We start from the raw sequence: 19,281 nt of genomic DNA on the forward strand, positions 1-19,281 counted from the left end.
TCCCTATTGGTTTAATATCCATCTTTTAGCTTCTTCCTTTTCGGTAAAGTCGAAATATTTAACTTCCGAGCTTGTAAAAAAATCAGTGGCTTTAGCAGCCCATTCCTGCCATTCTTTTTCACCCACAAAGGCCATCTTTCCATAATCTGAAATATGGGCGGTATCAACTTTTAAATCTTCCCATAAGCCTTTGAGATCGTAGCCCTTAAAGTTAACTAATTCAAAAAAGAAATTCACCTTATTTCCATTTTTGACAATATTATGTATCAAAGGATGGATTTTCTCTATATCCTCTTTAGTAATCTTACCGCTTATTGAAGCGGATATCAAATTGCTTTTTTCGACATTTTTGATTCGTATCATTGTTTTAAGTTTTTATGAGCAGATTGGTCTATGTTATATTTTAGCTTCTTTGCTTTTTGGCATTTTACACATGCCCCCTTCAAAACTAAATTTACTTCGGTTATTTCGTATTTGTCAGGTAAATTTTCCTGTGGAACTTTATTGGGCAAACAGAAGGTTTTGCTGCAATTCATACAGTGAAGGTGTAAGTGTAGATCCAGCGAATTCTTATCAGAATATGCATATTTTGCGGTAGCCGTACCGTCATCAATTTGATGTATAATCCCTTTCTTTTGAAATAATTTTATACTCCGATAAATTGTTGTTCTATCTCGTGTATGTTTACTTTTTTTAACGAAAGCCGTTTCTATTTCCCTTAATGTTACAGCATAAAACTTTCTTTTGAGATATTTATAAATAAATAATCTCATTTTGGTAGGTCTAATCCCGTTGTTTCTAAGTGTTTCTTCGGCTTTGGTCATCTCATAAAATTAAACGCCACTACATTTCTCACATATTCCCTTTACTACCAGATTGATATCCTCTGCCACATAGCCTTCGGGCAGGTTTATCTGAGGGATTTTGTGCTCTGTAAGGCACACGGTTTCCCCGCAACTATTGCAATGAAAATGTAAGTGAAGGTCGTTTCCCACCTCACATTCACAATTGTCTTCGCACAGGGCATATTTAATGATGCCGGTGCCATCCTCAATTTGATGCACGATTCCTTTTTCTTCAAATGTCTTCATAGTACGGAAAAGCGTACTCCTTTCCGAGCTTTCGAAATCCTTTCCAAGGTCGCCTAAGCTAACGGCCACATTCAGTTGTGCCAGCCGTCTATAGGTCATCAAGCGCATTGCCGTAGGGCGGATGCCTTTGCTTTCCAACTTTTTTACTATTTTTTCCATTTGCTATAAAAGTATTTAGGGGTCGTAACGCTTTATGGATTCCCCGGTTTTTATCTGGAAGGCATCTTCAATATCGGAAAGATAAATTATTCCGTCACCGGGTTCAGTTGTTTTTGCATTCTCAAGGATAATATCTATTGCTGATTGTGCTTCTTCGTTTTGACATACCAGTTCTAACTTTACAACCGGACTGTCTGTTACACGGAAATCTAAAGAAGGTGATGCGCCTTTTGCTTTAAAAGCCCCGGTACCTTCCCCCTGGGAAAGCGTCATACTTTTGAATCCACTTTCACTAAGGGATTCTATCACTTTTTGAACTCGTTTCGGTTTTATAAATGCTTTTATTTCTTTCATTGCTGTAATATTAATTTTAGTATTAAGGATGAACCCTCTGGAATTTTAATTAAGACAAACATTTAACAGAGAGTCCATCCATCTAATTTTTTTAATTTAATGACCATGGGAAGTCTGGCTTTTCTGCATTTCAGAAACCAGATAATAGGCATTATTATAGGCAACCAACGTACCTTCAGGCAGAGGCTCCAGCAGTTTAATTTCAACCCAACCATCTTCATTTATTCCCGTTCTAACCTGCACTGGTTTCAATTCCCATTCGGTTTCACCATCTTCCTGGTGTTTTTGGGCCGTAAAGATGTAGGGATTTCCTTCTTCTTCAATTATTGCTTCTTCCGGTAAGGCAGGAACAGCTTCTTCACCGGTCCTGATTTTTCCGTTTATATACATCCCCGGAATTAGAAAATCTTCTTTATTATCGATTTCTGCATGCACATGTACCGCTTTGGGGTTTTGTTCAAATTGTTTCCCCACTGAATAAATTTCCCCGGTTAAATTACTGCCTGGAACCGATTCCAGTGTAAACTCAATCTTTTGGCCTTCTTTCACCTTATAAATATCTTTTTCAAAAACCATTAGATCGGCATGAACATGTTCATTATCAACTACCATAAACATGCTGGTTTGCGGCTCCACATACTGTCCTATCTGCACCAGTACTTTTTCTATATAACCTCCAATTGGGCTTACTACCGGAATATATTCATATAATTCACCGTCTCTAACCTGGGAAGCATTTAGGTTTAACTGGCGCAATTGCGATTCGTACCCCCGCACTTCACCTTGTACAGACTGGTAATCTGCCTGGGTTTGTTGAAAAGATTTTCCAGATCCTACCTCTGCTTCATATAAACGTTTCTGTCTTTCAAATTCCTTTTCCAAAAATTGCATCCTGCTATATGCATTAATATAATCAGACTGCATTCTGGTTAAATTTGGGTGAGAAAGATAAGCCAGTACCTGACCTTTATTTACCTTATCCCCCTCAATAACCTTTATAGAAGTTATATTACCGCCTAAAACTGCCGTCACGGTAGCCTCATATTGTGGCGGCACTTCTAGTTGTCCATTGGCTTCCACTATTCCTGATAATGCTTTCTTAGGTAAGGTATCTACTTTGATTCCCAAACTATTAAATTTCATCTCTGAAAGATGTACCGAGCGCATCCCGCCTTCTTCTTCATTGTGACCTTTTGTTTCTTTAGAATCCGATGCTTTAGTCTCCTGAGTATCTTTTTCCGAATTAGAATTTTCTTCACACCCCAAAAACAATGTAAGTGATAAGGCAAGCATTAAAATATTTATTGATCTTATGTTCATATCGTTTTCTTTCTTAGTTTTTAATTTGAATTCTTAAGGTAATATTCCAGTTGGTAACGGCTGTCGAGATAATCATTAAAAGCACTCCAGGCATTTACCTCAATTCTAATGGCATCCCTTATATTTTGAAGGAAAGTTATATAATCTATAGCTCCCTCTTTAAATGCTAATACTGACCCTTCCTGTTGTTCCTGTGCTAAAGGAAGTGCTTCATCCCTATAATAATTCCATGAGTTTCTCCATTTGATATAGTCTTCACGCATATTTTTATAGGCGGTTTGCAGTTCGATTTTATCCTGATAAAAGTTTTGCTCTGCAATCTGTCTATTTACTTGTGCTTCCTGTGTACGGCCTAATTCCGGCCCAAAAAACAGCGGAATTTGAATTCCTATTTGATATTGGAAGAAACCCGATTGCCCGGCTATTTCCTGCCTACCGTACTGACCCTGAAATTTGGGCAAAAATTCAGATTTTCGTTCTCTGGTAACCGCTTTGGCAACATCTATCCTTTGTTCCGAAACCTGTAGCAACGGATGATTTTCAAGCGACTCTACCAGAAAGTTTAAAGGTTCGTCTAAAGTTTCAACAGGCAAATCTGGTACATCATAGATTGTGTCACTAACGAACCATAGGTTTAAACGCTGTATTGATTTCAGGTAATCTCGGTACGATTGTTCCAGCTGTATTTTAACCTCGTTCGCCTGGTTGGAGGTAGCAAGATATTCCAATTTGGAGGTGGCCTCTGTTTCATACCTGATTCTTGCAGCCCTTTCAATATCTTCAAAAATTGAATCCATTTTTCTATAAACCTGGAATGTCCTTTTAGTTGTATAAACCGAGGCCCAGGCCCTGCTTACTTCACGTTCAATTTCAATAGTAGATAACTCTAAGGCACTTTCAGCAAGGGCAACCCTTTCTTTCTGCAATTTTAACCGGGGGGCAATTCCAAAAATATCAATGCCTTGCTGTTGGACGCCAATTTGAGTATAGACCCCATCAGAGCCATTTCCTACTTCTTCTTTTCCTGTAAAGATTTGGGTATTTCCAAAATCATAGGCGGTTTTACGCAATACTTCCTCACTTTCAATTTCAAGTTGAGCAGCTTTTAATTGCGGAAAGTTTTGGATTGCCATTTCTTTAGCCTCTTGCAAACTAATAGTTTGTAAAGAATCCTGTTGTGAATATTCAGATGACATTGCATCAGATTGTGCATTTACAGAAAAGGTTCCGCCTAAAACAAAGCCAATTATCAAAATCGTAGCTAAAGATCGTGAATTGGAAGAACCAAGCTTGTTCTGTTCCTTTTTCTCCCGTCTCTTCTCTACAAATGTATAAAGGACAGGAAGAACCACCAGCGTAAGCAAGGTAGCCGTAAGCATACCACCTATAACAACTGTAGCAAGTGGTTGTTGAACTTCTGCACCGGCAGATGTGGAAAATGCCATTGGTAAAAAACCGAAAATATCTGTTGTTGCTGTTAACATAATAGGTCGTATTCGTTCTTTGGTTCCTGTAAAAATTCTATCTCTTATACTGGTTACTCCTTCTTCTTTTAAAGAATTGAATCTATTTATTAGTACCAGTCCGTTTAAAACTGCAACACCAAACAGAACAATGAAGCCTACACCTGCGGAAATGCTAAATGGCATACCTCTTAACCAAAGGGCAAAAACACCTCCGATAGCAGCCAATGGTATCGCCATATAGATCATGATAGATTGGGAAAAAGATTTTAAGGCAAAATATAGAAGCACGAAAATCAGGAATAAGGCTATCGGTACCACAATCACTAATCGGTCTTTGGCACTCTGAAGGTTTTCGAACTCCCCTCCATAAGTAATATAATAACCTGGTGGCAATTCTAATTCCTCATCTAATTTTTGCTGAATGTCGTTCACCACAGACTCTACATCCCTTCCCCGGGCGTTTACACCCACATAGGTTCTTCTGTAGGTATCATCTCTTGAAATTTGCATAGGCCCCGGAACATACTCAATATCTGCTATTTCTTTTATAGGCACCTGAGTTCCGTCTGGAAGATCGATATACATACCACGCAAATCATCAATATTCTTTCTATGATCTTCATCAAATCTTACTACCAGATCAAATCGTTTTTCTCCTTCAAAAATGACTCCGGCTGTTCCTCCTGCAAAAGCTGTACTTATGTAATCATTGGCTTTTTGGATATCCAGACCATATTGCGCAATTTTATCACGGTTAAATTTAACGGTCATTTGTGGGAGGCCTGATGTTCGCTCCGCGTTTACGTCTCCTGCACCAGGCACGGTTTGGATAATACTGGCCATTTCCTGTACCTTTTCCGACAACACCCCCAGGTCCTCTCCATATAGTTTAACCGCAATATCTTCTCTAACCCCCTCTAATAATTCGTTGAACCTTAATTCTACAGGTTGCGTAAACACAAGGTTTACCCCAGTAAGTTCTTTATTGAGTTTTTCCTTGATTTGCGCTATAAGTCCTTCTTTAGTTTCAGCGGTTGTCCAATTATCCTTATCTTTTTCAAGAATCAGGTACATATCTGCTATATCCATCGGCATTGGATCTGTTGGGATGTCCGCTACTCCAATTCTTGCTGTTGCTGTTTTAATTTCAGGAAAATTTTCTAGAAGGATATTTTCTATTTTTTTGGAAACTTCAATAGACTCTGTTAATGAACTTCCTGGTCTGATTAAAGCCTGCATTGCAATATCCCCTTCATCCAGTTGAGGCACAAATTCTCCTCCCATTCTGGAAAAAAGGAAACCGGCTAATACAAGTAGAACAGCAGCAGCACCTACAACAATGAGCTTCAGTTTTAATGCCCCTTTCAGTAAAGGCATATATACCCTTTGTATTCCACCAATTATCTTATCACTTATCCTTTCCAGCCAGCGTTCAAACCTTCCAAACCAGTTCTTTTTATTCTGAATGGGTTTCATAAATAGGGCAGACATCATAGGGACATAGGTAAGGCATAAGAAAATAGCACCTATCATGGCAAAACCGAAAGTGTACGCCATCGGCTTAAACATTTTACCTTCTACCCCCGTAAGAAAAAGTATAGGCGTGAATACAATAAGAATTATAATCTGTCCAAAAAATGCGGAACCCATCATCGTGGTTCCGGCATCATAGGCTACTTTATCCATTACGCCTTGATTGAATTTCACCTTGCCAGATCTTATCCGTTTTTGTATTTCATACACGGTTCCCTCGATGATAATCACGGCACCATCTATAATAATCCCAAAGTCTATAGCTCCCAAGCTCATTAAGTTTGCCCATACATTAAATTGCTTCATTAATATAAAGGCAAAAAGCAAGGACAACGGTATGGTCGTGGCCGTTATGATGCCACCTCTTAAACTACCCAACAATAAAACAAGGGCAAATATCACGATTAGGGCGCCTTCCAGTAAATTGGTTTTAACGGTATCGGTCGTTCTGGCAATTAGCTCACTACGATCAATGATAGGGGCGATAGTGAGACCTTCTGGCAGGGATTTTTCAATTTCTGCCATACGATTCTTAACATTTTGAATAACCGCATTAGGGTTTGAACCTTTTAGCATCATTATTATTCCTCCCACGGCTTCCTTACCGTCTTGCGTAAAAGCACCATAACGTACCTGATTCCCAAAATGGACGCGTGTTGCAACATCTCCAATAGTTACGGGAATGTTGCCCTCGTTAATAATCGAAATATCTTTAATGTCTTCCAAAGAGCGAATAAGACCTTCACCTCTTATGAAATTTGACATTTTATTTTTTTCTATGTAAGCACCGCCTGTATTCACATTGTTCCGAGCGAGAGCCTCATACACTTGTGAAATACTAATACCCAAACTATTCAACTTATCTGGGTTGACAGTGACCTCGTACTGTTTAATACTGCCTCCATAAGAGTTGACCTCTACCACGCCTTCCAGTAATGTGAGTTGTCGTTTGATAACCCAATCTTGCACGGTGCGCAGTTCCATAGGCGAATACTTGTTTTCAAAACCCTCCTCTGGCTTTATAGTGTATTCATAGATTTGACCTAAACCAGTAGAGATGGGACCCATAGATGGACTTCCAAATTTTTCAGGGATAGATTCGCCCAGTTCGTTTAGTTTTTCCTGTACCAGCTGTCGAGGAAGATAGGTTCCCATATCGTCTTCAAAAACGATAGTAACTACGGAAAGGCCAAAGCGTGAGATAGATCTTATTTCTGTAACGCCTGGTAAATTACCCATAGATAGTTCTACGGGATAGGTTACAAATTGTTCAATATCTTCTGTGGCAAGATTTGGCGACTGGGTGATCACCTGAACCTGATTGTTAGTAATATCTGGCACCGATCCCAGGTTGACGGTCATCATGGACCAAATACCCGTCCCTATCAGCGCTAAGGTAAGTAGTCCAATAATAAATTTATTATTAATGGAAAATGCGATTATCTTATTAATCATATAAATAAAAATTTAATTCAGTTAAAATTCTTGATAATAATTTTGTGCCTAACAAAATCTATCAATAGGACCAAGGATCTAGTATGAGAACCAGGATTTGGTCAAAAAAGGATATAATTATCCTTTAAAAAAACTGAATTATGCCTGTGGTGGCTGTAAAATGGAAGTGGTAAAATCTTTTTTTATACCGTTTAAGTAGAGAAAATCTTGAGAAGAATTGTATTTAAACTCAAATTTTATTTCTGCGAATTTGAAATAAGTTGCGTTTATATGGCAACATTGGCAAATACAAAATGGGGAACATAAATCTGCATCTTGATGTTGGTGGTTATCACCTAAATCTTGAGAAATTTCTGTTTTAACTTCATTGTCAAAAGTACCTGTATCTTCACAAGGCACTAAATTTAGTGTGAAGATATAGATTGACAATATGAATGCTAAAAATTTCATTAAGGCAAATATAAGAATTTTTTAATGCAATGGTTGTGCAAAGAAAAAAGGCTTCGGATTATAAAAACCATAAGGTTTCTTGACCAAAAGGTGGTATTTCCTTGCTTTCAAAACGAGGTGCTATTTCTGCAACCATTTCAGGATATTTAATTGTTATTGGTACGTTTTGTTGACGTAAGGATTTCCAATATAGCCTACTAAATTGATACACTTGCTCTATTAGCTTTCTAATCATTTTACTATCATTTAAAGCCTCTGGTGTAGGACTTGATATTTTAAGTTTTATTGGAAATGAATAACTTGAATGACTTGGGTATTTTACAGTATTGTTATACCTCAAATTATTAAAGAGTAAATATTTATATTCTCCTTTAGGGCCAATATTTATATATGTGCCACTCATTGGAATTAACTCACCATTCCAATTTTGGTCAAAAGCAATAATATCTTGTGATTTTGTTTTATTAATATTAAGAACAAAAAGAGGACAAGGCAATTGAAGTTTATCCATCATTTCTAAAACAGGTTGTATTTCTTCATCCTTCATATCCTTATAAAAGTGAATCACTATTTTTTCAGGTATTTGGTTTGTTGGTACGTATTGATAGATAGCATCACTTAATGCACCCCCTAACTGTTTAACATCAGATTTACTGAAATAATGAAATTCATTAAATCTTCCATTATTTTTAAAACTAAATGCACTCGCTACATATCGAATGTTTTCTTCGGTATTTTTAAATGCACCCACACCTATAACTAATTCATTTTTTGGTTTGACATTTAGTTGCCAAGGTGTACCATCTAATTTTGCTAATAAGGCTAATGATATATTGGTTAAATCGTATATAAACTTATGTTGATTTCTTCTAAATCTATCAAACTCTATTACTTGAGATATAATTCTTTTATATAAAAGCTGCTCTTTAACCTTGTAATACACTAACTTTTTTTCAAGATTGGGTTCGTGCTTGTTAAAAGGACTTAAATAAATAGCAACATAATTAATATTAGGGTCAGATTTAAAATCTTTTATACCCTTTGCAATTTGAGGTAATGGATTTTCTAAATCATCAAATACTATATTGACATCATTATCGAAATGTGCTAAAACACCTGCATAAATGTTTAAACCTTTATACCAACTTGTACCATCTTCCAATAATTTTTGCAATGCTTCTACTTCTTTAGCATAACTTGTATGATATATAAAGAAGAAATGCACATTATCTAACTGACAAGGATTTAAAGGCTTTAAATTCTTAAAATCAATTTTGGGATTTCTACCAACACCATTTTGAAACACTAAATCATTGCTTTCATCAGCAACTTCACCAATTCGATTTATTTCTACAGGTAAGTAATCGTCATTATTAACAGGGATAACTTTCTTAAATTCCTCACTTAAAATGAAATGCTGAATAAACTTATCGATTTTGTGTTTATAACTTATATATTTATTGGAATCATCTTTTGGTTCTGGTTGAATATTAAAAGCTGTTCGTAAATCGTTATTCAAAATGGCAAAAGCCTTTGTGTTATCATCAATAAATTCCTTTTCCTTATGATATTTTAATAACCTCATTTTATATACAACTTTATTAAGATTTGTTGTTGAGGTATGTTTTATAATTTCAGAAATAGGTTTTTTAAACACTTTAGCCATACCATCATAAGAAATAACTAACTCACCATATTCACTAACTTCTTTAATTTGTACTTTGACAGTAAACTTATAATACTGTGCAAAACTTTTATTTTGATATGATCTATTACCTATCCAAATTTGATTATCATTCACAAAGTTTTGACCAACAAGTTTTTTTATGCTTTTAAAGAATTTTTTGATTCGCCAATTATAGTAATGCTTTATTAAGTCGGTTGGTTGTTCTTTTAGATTGAGTTTTAAAGGCAAATATCCTTCCTTTTCATAAATAAATGATGTGTAGATAAAATCAGGATTTTCTTCTTTTATACCAGGAAACAAATCTTCTATATTGGTTGGAAACTTTGTTTTATACAACTTTTGAGCATTACCAATTTTCTCTTTACTTAAATAAAAAGTTATTGGTTTATCTGGTAAATCAAATGTTATGATATTAAAATAAAGTTCCTGACTCATAAGACTTGGGTTTATTAATTCTACTTCTTGCTCAATCTATTAATTTTTTGTTCTACAATTTTGAGGATTTCCGTAATGTTTTTTTCTTCTTTTATCATAAAGACAATTTTATCTGCTAACCAATATTGAAGTAATTCGCTTTTGTTTTGCTTTAATGCTTTAGCTAATGCTTCAACTTGTTCTTTACGAGCTATACGAGTACCACGTTCAATTTTACTTAAAAGTGCAGTATCAATATTCATTTGAGAAGCAACTTCTCTTAATAATAATTGCTTTTCTTCTCGTATTTCTCTGATGTATTCTCCAAACGTCATTTTGGGGATATTTTGACTTGTCAATATTTGTCTAATGTAAGAAAAAGAAAATAAGAACTAATAAAAAGATATTAACAATTATAAACAGGAAATGAGGAAGTTAAGGATTTAAGGATATAAAGTATTTTTATAAATCCTCGTTTCCTTAAAATCCTCAAAATCCTTATTGTGCTTTTGTGGGATTTGTATAATTGTTATGAGCTTCCCTATGTATTAGACCAGCATCAACAAATTTAGTAATATAGCCTTCTGCTGTTTTATGAGGAATCTTGTTTTTGTCGGCTATATTTAGGTAGTCTTGTCTTGTAAATTGATAAGGTAGTGCTTCTAAAAAACGTTCTTTTCGATTAGCTCTTTTTACTTCTTTTTGTTCAATAGGTAAATCATTAAACACCTTACTACTGTGCTTTACTAATACGCTTATCATTTCTAACGTATTATCAAAATCAATATTCTCACAATATCTTACTTGGTTTACATCGCCATCTTCCATAATGCGAAAAACAGAAAACAACATTATAATTCTGAATGCTATTAACCCCAAACGCCTAACGGTTGCTATATAGTCATCGGGTTGAAGATTGAGGTATTTGGTTTGAAGCTTCTCAAAAAACACATTAAACTTTTGTTGTTGCTCTATTGTTAGCCTAACTTCAATATCAGGATTGTTTTTTAGGGTTTTGTACAACCCAAAAAATTCTTTTCCTAATTGGTCGTAATATTCATCTAAACCGTTGGTTGTATCGGTTTGAAAAACGTTTTTCCAAGTAGGTTTGATATTCATATAATAAAACATAAATCGACTAAATAAGCCATTTTCAGCACTTGGAACCAATGCTTGAATTTGTTTTGGTGTGCCAGATAACACCGTTGACAAACAAGGTCTTTCAATATCTACATACTCTCTGTCCGTTCTACGATAGTAACTAATGGTTTCGTGATGAAATGCTTTACGAAAACCATCGGAATAATTACCGTAATCACTTTTAAAGGCTTGTGCTAATGTATCTCCTTCTGTTTCAAAAATTAACCCTCTGCCTTCATTATCAGATATTAATTGATATACACCTGTTACACTATTGTTAGCCGGAATAAACAACATTCTTTCAGGTGGTTTACTCGGTTTTTCCATAGTTTCACTTTTGCCCTTATTCATATTATAAGTAGCCATTTCAGCCTGATGCTGTTGCTTTAGGGTTTTGGATTGTTCGCGTTTTTGTTTGTGAACAGGATTTACCAAATTTTTAATTTGGTTTAATCTTCCTTTACCTGCTGAAGCTGGTGCTGTAACAAATAAATACAAGTTGCTAAACACTTTACGTTGGTCGTACACACCAAACAATTTTGGGAAACAAGCACTAAATGCTGTTAATGCACCCAACAACAAAATATCACGTTCTTCATTACTGCTTGATGGTTGTACCACTTGTTGCAAAAATGTTGGTATGTTGTTGTAAACTGTTGTAGGTATTGTTGGCAATGGTTGTTTTACTTCCTCTGGCTGTTGCAACACTTCAACAACTTGTTGTTGCTGTTTTGGTTTAATACCTACTTGATGCAAATGGTGGTATAAGGTTGCTATGCTTATACCGTGTCCTTTTGCTTGTAAACACTTGTTATATTGTTCGTCACATTCTTTATGGTCGTAACCTGAATAATTTCTGCTAATTCTATGATAGTAATCACGTCCAGCTTCTCCGTATTCTTCTGAAATAGCAAAACCAATATCACGCCACTTTTCATAAGTATCTGTAATATCGATACCTGATTGTTCTAAAGCGTTGATATATGTTTCAATATCATTTGCAACAACTCTTGTTGGGTTGTTGTTGATTGGTTTTTTAGGTACTTCTTTTTGCTCTGGAACAGCTAACCAATCTTTCGGGTTGAATATCTTTGTCATATCTTTTGATGTCTTTTATGTAGGTATGCCAATGGATCGTGGGATAAAAAACACGCTCTGGAAATGTCTTTACCCGATTGGTCAACCTCAATGTTATATGTTTGTTTTATGTAATTGGCCACCGCAATAAAATATTCGTTGTGTGACACTTTAGATACATCGATTCTAATTATCCATTTTAAACCTTCTCCAGAAGGTGATGTAAACAACAATTCGGTTTCAAAATATTCATCGTTCAATAATTGTTGTTTTAGTTCTTCAAGACTCTCTAAATGGTCAAAATCGATTGTTAATAATGATGAATGCTCAATTAAGCTATCATCGTTTCGTTTAGAAAACACACCTGAAAATGTTACATAATCAAAATGATTTGCTTTAAATTTTCGTGCTTCTTTAGGGTCTTTAATCGCTCTAAATTGCTCTGTGATACTTTTATACTTATCGCTTGTAATACGCTCAAATACTTGATGCAATCTTACTTTTTCAGTTGGAAACACATTTCTAATAGGTGCTTTGTAAAAACTGCTGTAAGCATACCAAGTATCATCAGGTGCATCTATCCAGGATAATTCATCTTCCTTTTTAACTTCAAAATTTAGATTCATTACCTCATTAATTTTAAATAGCAATTCTTCTTCTTCGATAAGTTTAAAATGATAGGATGCAAAATCGAATACATCGCCTTTAAAATCGGTTAATTCTGTATCATAATGCATTGCTTTATTGTCTACAACATTAATTTGTAATGTTGATTTACCACCGTTAAAAGGGTTACGGGTTATCCCGCAGTCCCTTCCTTTTAAGGAAAGGACTGTTGATTTAGGATAATACAGCCTTAATACATAAGCGTAAATATTTAACCCATAATGCGTTTTCTTTAAGATGCTTTCTTTACTTATTTCCATCGCATTTAAAATTTGGGTTATAATAATTGCTCTGTAATAGTTCCTCTATATCAGATACTTTGTAATAAAACTTGCCTTGTATCTTGCTATATGGAATTGTACCATTTGAACGGAATGTTTGCAATGTCCGTTGGCTAATATGTAGCGTTTGCATTACGTCCTGATTGTCAATCCACGTATCTTTTAAGCGTTCTGCTCTCGTAGCTCTTATTAATTCGATACGTGCTTTTAAATCCTTAATCTCTTGTGAGAGTGCCAAGAGTAAATCGATAATTTCAGTCATAACTAAATCCTTCCTTTTTTGATTAAATAATTAGCTGCCTGTTGCTCGATTTCATCTTGGGAATCCATACGGTTACGCAGTAACCATTGGTCTAACTCCTGACGTTGGAAATAGATTTTTTTACCATTCGGTTTATAGTGTGGAATGGCTCCCGTACTTGTAAGTTTATACAAGTGCGATTGTGATAGTTCTAAATACTGGCAAGTTTCATTGAAATTCAATACTTGCTTTTGCAACGTTTGTTGTTCTACTAACAACTTTTCGATGCGTTCTAAACGTTCAATTATTTTAACGTCCATCTTATTATAAATTTTAATTTAAAAATGGACTTCTGCGCAAAAGTCATCCTTGATTGTCAAGGACATAACAAATATTGAAAAAGGTGTTTGGTATAACAGAAAAGAGAAAAAATGGTATTATTAAACCATTGCAAAACAATGTTTTACACCGTTTTTGGTATTATCTATTTGGTATTAAGTAGAGAAAATACCACTTTTAAAAGGTGAAGTTTTATTTGATTTGGTCAAGCCAAAAATTGGCTTCAACTAATTTTTGATAGGCTCTTTTTTCAGTACCTAAAAATCTACGGTATTCTTTACCTGCATTACTACTTGGTCCATACCTATAAGCAAAGAATTTATAAATGTGTTTAGGCTCTATTTTTTTAGATGGTTTACTGTCAAAAAATATTCTTTCATTAAAATATTTAGTTTCTGTTAACTTAACCATAAAAGCTGCAAGTAATATTTTATTACCTCTATCCTTTATGAAGTTATATTCATCATCTATAATGCCTTTTTCATTTAATAGCTCCTCTAATTTTGCAAATTCTCTTTGTTTAATCTTATTAATAAGTGCGTTATAGGATAAGACATCATTGTTTTCCTTTCTAAAATCACCTTGTATAGCGTTGAAAATTGAACTTTGTTTTACTTGTTTCCTGACCGTTTTTATTTCTGCACCGGAATAGGATTTTACAATTAACTCTTGAGGTGGTTCTTCATTAAAAAATACTTCGTGCAGTTCTTCTATTGTATAAATTTCAGCATCACTTAATTCTGAAAATCGTTCTTGAAGTTCCATAAAAAGCATCATCGCATTTGCTTTTAAAAATGAAATGATATAGGCTTCATCAGATTTATCATTTTGAATTGGCTTTAAAGACAAACTTTCAACAATAACATTATCTGAAATGTAATTTTTAATCTGGGTTAAATAATTTAAAAATTTACGGTGAGCATTATCATATAGAAAAGACAAGTGATCAGCTGTTGAGTTTGCATCAAGTGCATCATTAATTTGATTAAAATTTTTGATGTACTCGTTTTCTATTAATTTTAAATAGTATTTACGCTTGTTAGAATACGCCTTTTTGAAGTCGATTTCATATTTAGGCGTTGTATTGAGGTATTGCTTTTTAAAGCCTTTTAAAAGCTCTTTAAATTGGTTTTCGGTTCTTTTATCATCAGTAACCTTTTCCACATACAGTAAGTCGATAAATAAGTCTTTAGCCATTTGGGTTAAGGTTTATTCTGTAAGCTGCTTGTTTCTTTTTGTCATCAATTACTTTAGCGTAAATTTGAGTTGTTTTCAAATTCTTATGACCTAACATTTTTGATACTGTATATATATCAGTACCCAAAGTCAGTTGTAATGTTGCAAATGAATGTCGCGCACAATGGAACGTGATATTCTTCTTAATTTCTGCATCACCAACCCATTCTTTTAGTAGGTCATAATTTCTCTGAACGTTATTAATATTCTCGAAAACTTTTTTAGTCGATTCGCCTTTTTCTCCTAACAATTCAAATGCTTGTTCGGAAATTGGTAAGGTTTCAGCTCCTTTAGTTTTCTTTTGCTTAAATCTAATAAAATTTCCATAGGTTTCTGAATATTGGATTTCAGACCATTGAAGTTTTGTAATATCTGACCAACGTAAACCTGTAAGGCAGGAAAATAGAAAAGCATTTTTTAATTGTGGATGTCTGCTATCTGTATTAAAAAGCTTTCTAACTTCTTCTAAAGTTAAAAATTCCATATGTGTATCTTCTTCTTTAAAATTTTCAACTGAAATAGCAGGATTGTATTGAATTACTTTTTCTTTAACAGCTTGTCGTAATACAGCTAAAAGCTTTTTAAAATATGCTGATTTTGTGTTTTGGCTTAATGGTCTTTTACTTCTGGAAAGTGCTTTTTTGTCTAAATACTCTTTAAAACCTTCTACCCACTCTTCATCTATTCTTTCAAAAGAAATTCCCGTAGGATGATAATCTTTTAAATGTTTTAGAGTACTATTCCATACACCTAAATTACCTTTACTTTCTGAACGTCTTTCAATCCATTGTTCTAAATACACGAAAAAATTGCCTTGTTTCTTTTCTTTATTTTCAAAACCATAAATATTATTCTGTACCTCTAAATGTCTTTTGGCTCTGATGCTTTCAGCAAGTTGTAAGATTTTCTTGTTTTCTAATTTCTGCGCTTTAGTTAAGGACCCTTTGTCGGGTTCTGGCGTTAAATATAATTTCAAGTACTCGTACTTACGATTTCCGTTTTCGTAATAATCAAGATATAAACTAATTCGTTTCCCTTTTCTACGTTGGCGTAAAGTAACTTTCATTTTCCTTATATTTACTGTGTTATACTATGCGTTTTAAGAGTGTTATATGGGCAACAATACGGCAACAAATATAAGCAAAAAAGGGTAGTTTGGCAACAAAAAAGAACGTGAAATATTATATAAACCAATGATTAATAGGTAGATAACAAACAAAAGAAATATAATGAATTTCCTCTCGGAAAGTCCTCGCAAATTTGCTATCTTCGGTTTACGGCGGAAAATCCTCGCGGATTTTCACGCAACGAAACCATAGCCCAAACCGTTGGCGGTAATTTGAACAAAATAAACTCAGTGAATAAAAAAAAGACAATAGATAGAATTGCTGAACTAATCGCAAGATTTAGAGCCGAAGTAGAAACTTTAAATAGCCAAAACCTTTATGACATTAACATTCACGCTGAAAATGTAATTATTCCTATATTAAATTACGTCTACGGTCTAAGCTTAAAAAATGCCAATCTCGAAGAAAAAAATTACTCTGCAATTGACTTAATTGACTATGAAAATAGAGTTGCTATTCAAGTAACTTCAACAGCAAATTCTGAAAAAGTAAAGCATACACTTGAACAATATAAAAAACATAAGCAAAGAGACGAATTCGACTCTTTACTTATTTACATCATAACAAAAAAGCAAAAAACTTACAGCGATAAAAAGTTCGATGAAATTATAAATGACGAATTTGAATTTGATTCATCAGAAAATATATTGGATTTTGAAAATCTACTTACTGAAGTGAACTCTTGGATTTCATTACCAAAAATCCAAGAAGTCTTAGACTTATTCGAACAAGAATTTACCGAACAAAAAATCGAGTATAGACAGAATGTCTTAGAAAATAAAGATAAGTTAATAACAGAGACTCTTTATCCAAACTTATTAGAAATAGAACTACCTGAAAAAGTTTTTGTCGGTACAATTGGAGTAAATAGAGATGAGATAATTACGAAGTCTTGGGAAACAAAATACAAACTAAAAAAAAGTGCACCTGAGAGAAGCGTCTTAAATAGAGCTTTTGAGCACTACGGCATTCCATACTCAAGAGATTGGCACGTTTTTGAAAAGAAAATTATATCATTCAAGCCGTTAGATAATAATTCAGAACCACTAAGTAATTTAGTTGAAATAGGTACTGTCGAAGAGTTTGCCTTAGACGAATTTGCTTCAAGTGGCTATAAATACGAACTAGCTTTATCAAGGTTGATAGATAATACAATCCAAGAATTGACATATAAAAAAGATATTCAGTGGTTAAGAAAAGAGAGAATGTTTAGATTTCGTCCGCCAAAATTGATTAGGTCCAGAAAAGTTAGTTGGAAAAATAAAAAGAAAGCCACTAGAACGGTCGTAGCAGAAGTTTGGAATAAAGATAGAACTCAAATCACACACTTTCAACAGTTATCATTTAAAGTTCAGTCATTTTTATCTGAATCTACTTGGTTTTTAGCGGTAACACCAACTTGGAGTTACACTTATGACGGTTATCGAACACACAAGTTTGAAAGTGATTTAATTACTAATAAAAAGAAACTTGAATCCAACAATGCAGTTTATCAGCATTTTATGTTTATTTCATATTGTTTAAGTAATAAAATAAGTGAAGAAGAGGAAAACTATGACCTTATAAGTTTTAAAGAGCCTTTTAGACTTCCTTTAACCTATAAAAGTGATTATGGAAATTAGTTTACTAGAAGAACCTATATTACAATTTCAAAATGGCGAGCATATTTGCCCAAGAACTGGGATATATAAATATGGAGTTGCGGATTTTGAAAATGTTCGTCCTGATAAAATTGTTTTAGGATTTGTTGGTAATAGTGACAGTATCGGCAGTTTAATTAGCTGGATAAAAACTTGCAAAAGTCATATCGAACCAAAAAAAAGCAAACAGCCGAACTTGTTTATGAATTTTCCCGGTTTTAATGATAAAGTTGCCTTTAAAAGTGAAATATCTTATGACGAAACATATGTTCGAAAAATAAATAATTCAATATTCGAAAAGGCAAAAAAATCATCTGAAGATATTGACGATTTAATTATTAAAGCTGTCAACTTATTTCTAACTGAAATTAAATTCCTCTCAAAAAACAAAAATCCTGACGTTATCCTTTGTGTTTTAGACGAGAAATTTACTAATATGATTTATGGAACTAAAACTGTTAAGGTTGACGAAGATGATGAAGATAATCTCTCAATAGAAATAAATTTTAGACGTCTCTTAAAAGCAAAAGCAATGGAATATAATATTCCAATTCAAATTGTTAGAGATAGGATAGTAAAACCATCGAAAGAAATGCAAGATGAAGCTACCATAGCTTGGAATTTTTTTACTGCATTATATTATAAGGCATCTGGAACACCTTGGGCATTAAAAAAGGATGCAACTAATAACACTTGTTTTGCAGGTATAAGTTTTTATAAAAGCAGAGACAAGTCAACAACACAAACTAGCGTAACTCAGATATTTAATGAACAAGGAAATGGTGTAATTTTAAGAGGTACACCAGTAAAAGAAAGTAAAAAAGATAAACAGCCACATCTATCCGAACAGCAAGCTTTCGATTTACTTTATAATTCACTAAAAGAATACTACGAAGCAGTCAAAATATACCCTCAAAGATTAGTAATACATAAAAGCTCTAATTATTCAGAAGAGGAAATTGAAGGTTTTGAAAAAGTTGCCGAAGAAATGAACATTAACTCGTTGGATTTAGTAACGATTATGCCTACAAATTTTAGATTATACAGAGAAGGCAACTATCCACCTCTGAGAGGAACTATGCTAAGTCTTGATAAACAAAGACACTTTTTATATACAAGAGGTTTTGTGGATTTTTATGGAACTTATCCAGGAAGATATATTCCAAGTCCAATTGAAATTAGACTTTTTTCATATGATGAATCACCTGAACAAATTTGCAATGAAATCTTAGCTTTGACAAAAATGAACTGGAACAATACACAATTTGACAGAAAGTTTCCGATAACAATCGATTGCAGTAGAAACGTAGGAGAAATTCTAAAATATCTAGGAGAAGACCAAAAACCGCAAATAAAATTTAGTTTTTATATGTAAAAAAACTACCGCCAACAATGTATAACCGCAATTACGGCGGATTCGACTACGTCCGAATCCACGCGGAATTGTTAACGTCCGTGCCAAACCGAAAATTAACGCATATTAACCCGTAACTGACGGTTATACGAGACCGTTGTAGCACATTTGAGAAATGAACTTTCCTGAAATAGGTTGACTAAAAATTAGACCATTAATTATAGTCACTTATGAAAACAAAAAATGAACAC

At 33.9% G+C, this 19,281-nt stretch carries 17 protein-coding genes; 2 read left to right on the forward strand and 15 right to left on the reverse strand.

Features of this window, described 5'->3' with window-relative positions; all coding sequences use genetic code 11:
* Positions 1-3: 3 nt before the first annotated feature.
* The 15 genes from DNG35_RS02640 to DNG35_RS02710 all read right to left on the reverse strand — a co-directional run bounded on the left by DNG35_RS02640 (position 4) and on the right by DNG35_RS02710 (position 15,975).
* Positions 4-363 carry an STAS/SEC14 domain-containing protein gene (locus DNG35_RS02640; protein WP_027885449.1) on the reverse strand — a complete coding sequence of 120 codons (360 nt, stop codon included), beginning with the start codon at positions 361-363 and terminating at the stop codon, positions 4-6.
* The gene (locus DNG35_RS02645) at positions 360-824 is read right to left on the reverse strand and encodes a Fur family transcriptional regulator (RefSeq protein WP_051191359.1); all 465 of its coding nucleotides are present in this window, start codon (positions 822-824) and stop codon (positions 360-362) included. The genes DNG35_RS02640 and DNG35_RS02645 overlap by 4 nt, the downstream gene beginning before the upstream one ends.
* Positions 825-833: 9 nt before the next feature.
* On the reverse strand, positions 834-1,250 hold the full coding sequence (locus DNG35_RS02650; protein ID WP_027885450.1) for a Fur family transcriptional regulator: 417 nt from the start codon (positions 1,248-1,250) through the stop codon (positions 834-836).
* A 15-nt stretch (positions 1,251-1,265) separates the two neighbouring features.
* Positions 1,266-1,604: a P-II family nitrogen regulator gene (locus tag DNG35_RS02655; RefSeq protein ID WP_008613762.1), complete on the reverse strand. Its 339-nt coding sequence runs from the start codon at positions 1,602-1,604 to the stop codon at positions 1,266-1,268.
* Between the two features lie 96 nt (positions 1,605-1,700).
* A complete protein-coding gene (locus DNG35_RS02660; protein WP_233494438.1) occupies positions 1,701-2,924 on the reverse strand; it encodes an efflux RND transporter periplasmic adaptor subunit in 1,224 nt (407 codons plus the stop codon).
* Positions 2,925-2,944: 20 nt separating this feature from the next.
* Positions 2,945-7,378 (reverse strand): CusA/CzcA family heavy metal efflux RND transporter, encoded by a 4,434-nt coding sequence (locus DNG35_RS02665; protein WP_111126198.1) that lies wholly within the window; start codon positions 7,376-7,378, stop codon positions 2,945-2,947.
* A gap of 138 nt (positions 7,379-7,516) precedes the next feature.
* The gene (locus DNG35_RS02670; RefSeq protein ID WP_027885454.1) at positions 7,517-7,828 is read right to left on the reverse strand and encodes a DUF6660 family protein; all 312 of its coding nucleotides are present in this window, start codon (positions 7,826-7,828) and stop codon (positions 7,517-7,519) included.
* Positions 7,829-7,886: 58 nt separating this feature from the next.
* On the reverse strand, positions 7,887-9,950 hold the full coding sequence (locus DNG35_RS02675) for a Piwi domain-containing protein (RefSeq protein ID WP_111126199.1): 2,064 nt from the start codon (positions 9,948-9,950) through the stop codon (positions 7,887-7,889).
* Between the two features lie 20 nt (positions 9,951-9,970).
* Positions 9,971-10,264, reverse strand: a complete 294-nt coding sequence (locus DNG35_RS02680) for a helix-turn-helix domain-containing protein (protein WP_111126222.1) — start codon at positions 10,262-10,264, stop codon at positions 9,971-9,973.
* A gap of 163 nt (positions 10,265-10,427) precedes the next feature.
* Positions 10,428-12,167, reverse strand: coding sequence for a DUF3987 domain-containing protein (locus DNG35_RS02685; RefSeq protein ID WP_111126200.1), 1,740 nt, complete (start codon positions 12,165-12,167; stop codon positions 10,428-10,430).
* Positions 12,164-13,072, reverse strand: a complete 909-nt coding sequence (locus DNG35_RS02690; protein WP_111126201.1) for a BT4734/BF3469 family protein — start codon at positions 13,070-13,072, stop codon at positions 12,164-12,166. Before DNG35_RS02690 ends, DNG35_RS02685 begins: the two co-directional genes overlap by 4 nt.
* Complete coding sequence (locus DNG35_RS02695) at positions 13,059-13,355, reverse strand: helix-turn-helix domain-containing protein (protein WP_072349425.1); 297 nt, start codon at positions 13,353-13,355, stop codon at positions 13,059-13,061. Before DNG35_RS02695 ends, DNG35_RS02690 begins: the two co-directional genes overlap by 14 nt.
* Positions 13,356-13,357: 2 nt before the next feature.
* On the reverse strand, positions 13,358-13,654 hold the full coding sequence (locus tag DNG35_RS02700; RefSeq protein WP_093026613.1) for a helix-turn-helix domain-containing protein: 297 nt from the start codon (positions 13,652-13,654) through the stop codon (positions 13,358-13,360).
* Positions 13,655-13,865: 211 nt separating this feature from the next.
* The gene (locus tag DNG35_RS02705; protein WP_111126202.1) at positions 13,866-14,870 is read right to left on the reverse strand and encodes a DUF6617 family protein; all 1,005 of its coding nucleotides are present in this window, start codon (positions 14,868-14,870) and stop codon (positions 13,866-13,868) included.
* Complete coding sequence (locus tag DNG35_RS02710; protein ID WP_111126203.1) at positions 14,863-15,975, reverse strand: site-specific integrase; 1,113 nt, start codon at positions 15,973-15,975, stop codon at positions 14,863-14,865. Before DNG35_RS02710 ends, DNG35_RS02705 begins: the two co-directional genes overlap by 8 nt.
* A 291-nt stretch (positions 15,976-16,266) precedes the next feature.
* On the opposite strand from DNG35_RS02710, the gene DNG35_RS02715 reads away from it, so the two are divergent.
* Both DNG35_RS02715 and DNG35_RS02720 read left to right on the forward strand, forming a co-directional pair.
* Positions 16,267-17,658, forward strand: coding sequence for an SMEK domain-containing protein (locus tag DNG35_RS02715; protein ID WP_111126204.1), 1,392 nt, complete (start codon positions 16,267-16,269; stop codon positions 17,656-17,658).
* Positions 17,648-19,051 (forward strand): hypothetical protein, encoded by a 1,404-nt coding sequence (locus DNG35_RS02720; RefSeq protein WP_111126205.1) that lies wholly within the window; start codon positions 17,648-17,650, stop codon positions 19,049-19,051. Before DNG35_RS02715 ends, DNG35_RS02720 begins: the two co-directional genes overlap by 11 nt.
* Positions 19,052-19,281: the final 230 nt, after the last annotated feature.

The sequence above is a fragment of the Mesonia sp. K7 genome (genome assembly GCF_003233725.1).
Lineage (GTDB): Bacteria > Bacteroidota > Bacteroidia > Flavobacteriales > Flavobacteriaceae > Mesonia.

Coding starts and splice junctions, on each gene's coding strand:
- DNG35_RS02645 (WP_051191359.1), bottom strand. CDS start 824: ATGACCAAAGCCGAAGAAACACTTAGAAACAACGGGATTAGACCTACC.
- DNG35_RS02705 (WP_111126202.1), bottom strand. CDS start 14,870: ATGGCTAAAGACTTATTTATCGACTTACTGTATGTGGAAAAGGTTACT.
- DNG35_RS02650 (WP_027885450.1), bottom strand. CDS start 1,250: ATGGAAAAAATAGTAAAAAAGTTGGAAAGCAAAGGCATCCGCCCTACG.
- DNG35_RS02675 (WP_111126199.1), bottom strand. CDS start 9,950: ATGAGTCAGGAACTTTATTTTAATATCATAACATTTGATTTACCAGAT.
- DNG35_RS02665 (WP_111126198.1), bottom strand. CDS start 7,378: ATGATTAATAAGATAATCGCATTTTCCATTAATAATAAATTTATTATT.
- DNG35_RS02690 (WP_111126201.1), bottom strand. CDS start 13,072: ATGGAAATAAGTAAAGAAAGCATCTTAAAGAAAACGCATTATGGGTTA.
- DNG35_RS02700 (WP_093026613.1), bottom strand. CDS start 13,654: ATGGACGTTAAAATAATTGAACGTTTAGAACGCATCGAAAAGTTGTTA.
- DNG35_RS02640 (WP_027885449.1), bottom strand. CDS start 363: ATGATACGAATCAAAAATGTCGAAAAAAGCAATTTGATATCCGCTTCA.
- DNG35_RS02680 (WP_111126222.1), bottom strand. CDS start 10,264: ATGACGTTTGGAGAATACATCAGAGAAATACGAGAAGAAAAGCAATTA.
- DNG35_RS02655 (WP_008613762.1), bottom strand. CDS start 1,604: ATGAAAGAAATAAAAGCATTTATAAAACCGAAACGAGTTCAAAAAGTG.
- DNG35_RS02670 (WP_027885454.1), bottom strand. CDS start 7,828: ATGAAATTTTTAGCATTCATATTGTCAATCTATATCTTCACACTAAAT.
- DNG35_RS02695 (WP_072349425.1), bottom strand. CDS start 13,355: ATGACTGAAATTATCGATTTACTCTTGGCACTCTCACAAGAGATTAAG.
- DNG35_RS02720 (WP_111126205.1), top strand. CDS start 17,648: ATGGAAATTAGTTTACTAGAAGAACCTATATTACAATTTCAAAATGGC.
- DNG35_RS02710 (WP_111126203.1), bottom strand. CDS start 15,975: ATGAAAGTTACTTTACGCCAACGTAGAAAAGGGAAACGAATTAGTTTA.
- DNG35_RS02660 (WP_233494438.1), bottom strand. CDS start 2,924: ATGAACATAAGATCAATAAATATTTTAATGCTTGCCTTATCACTTACA.
- DNG35_RS02685 (WP_111126200.1), bottom strand. CDS start 12,167: ATGACAAAGATATTCAACCCGAAAGATTGGTTAGCTGTTCCAGAGCAA.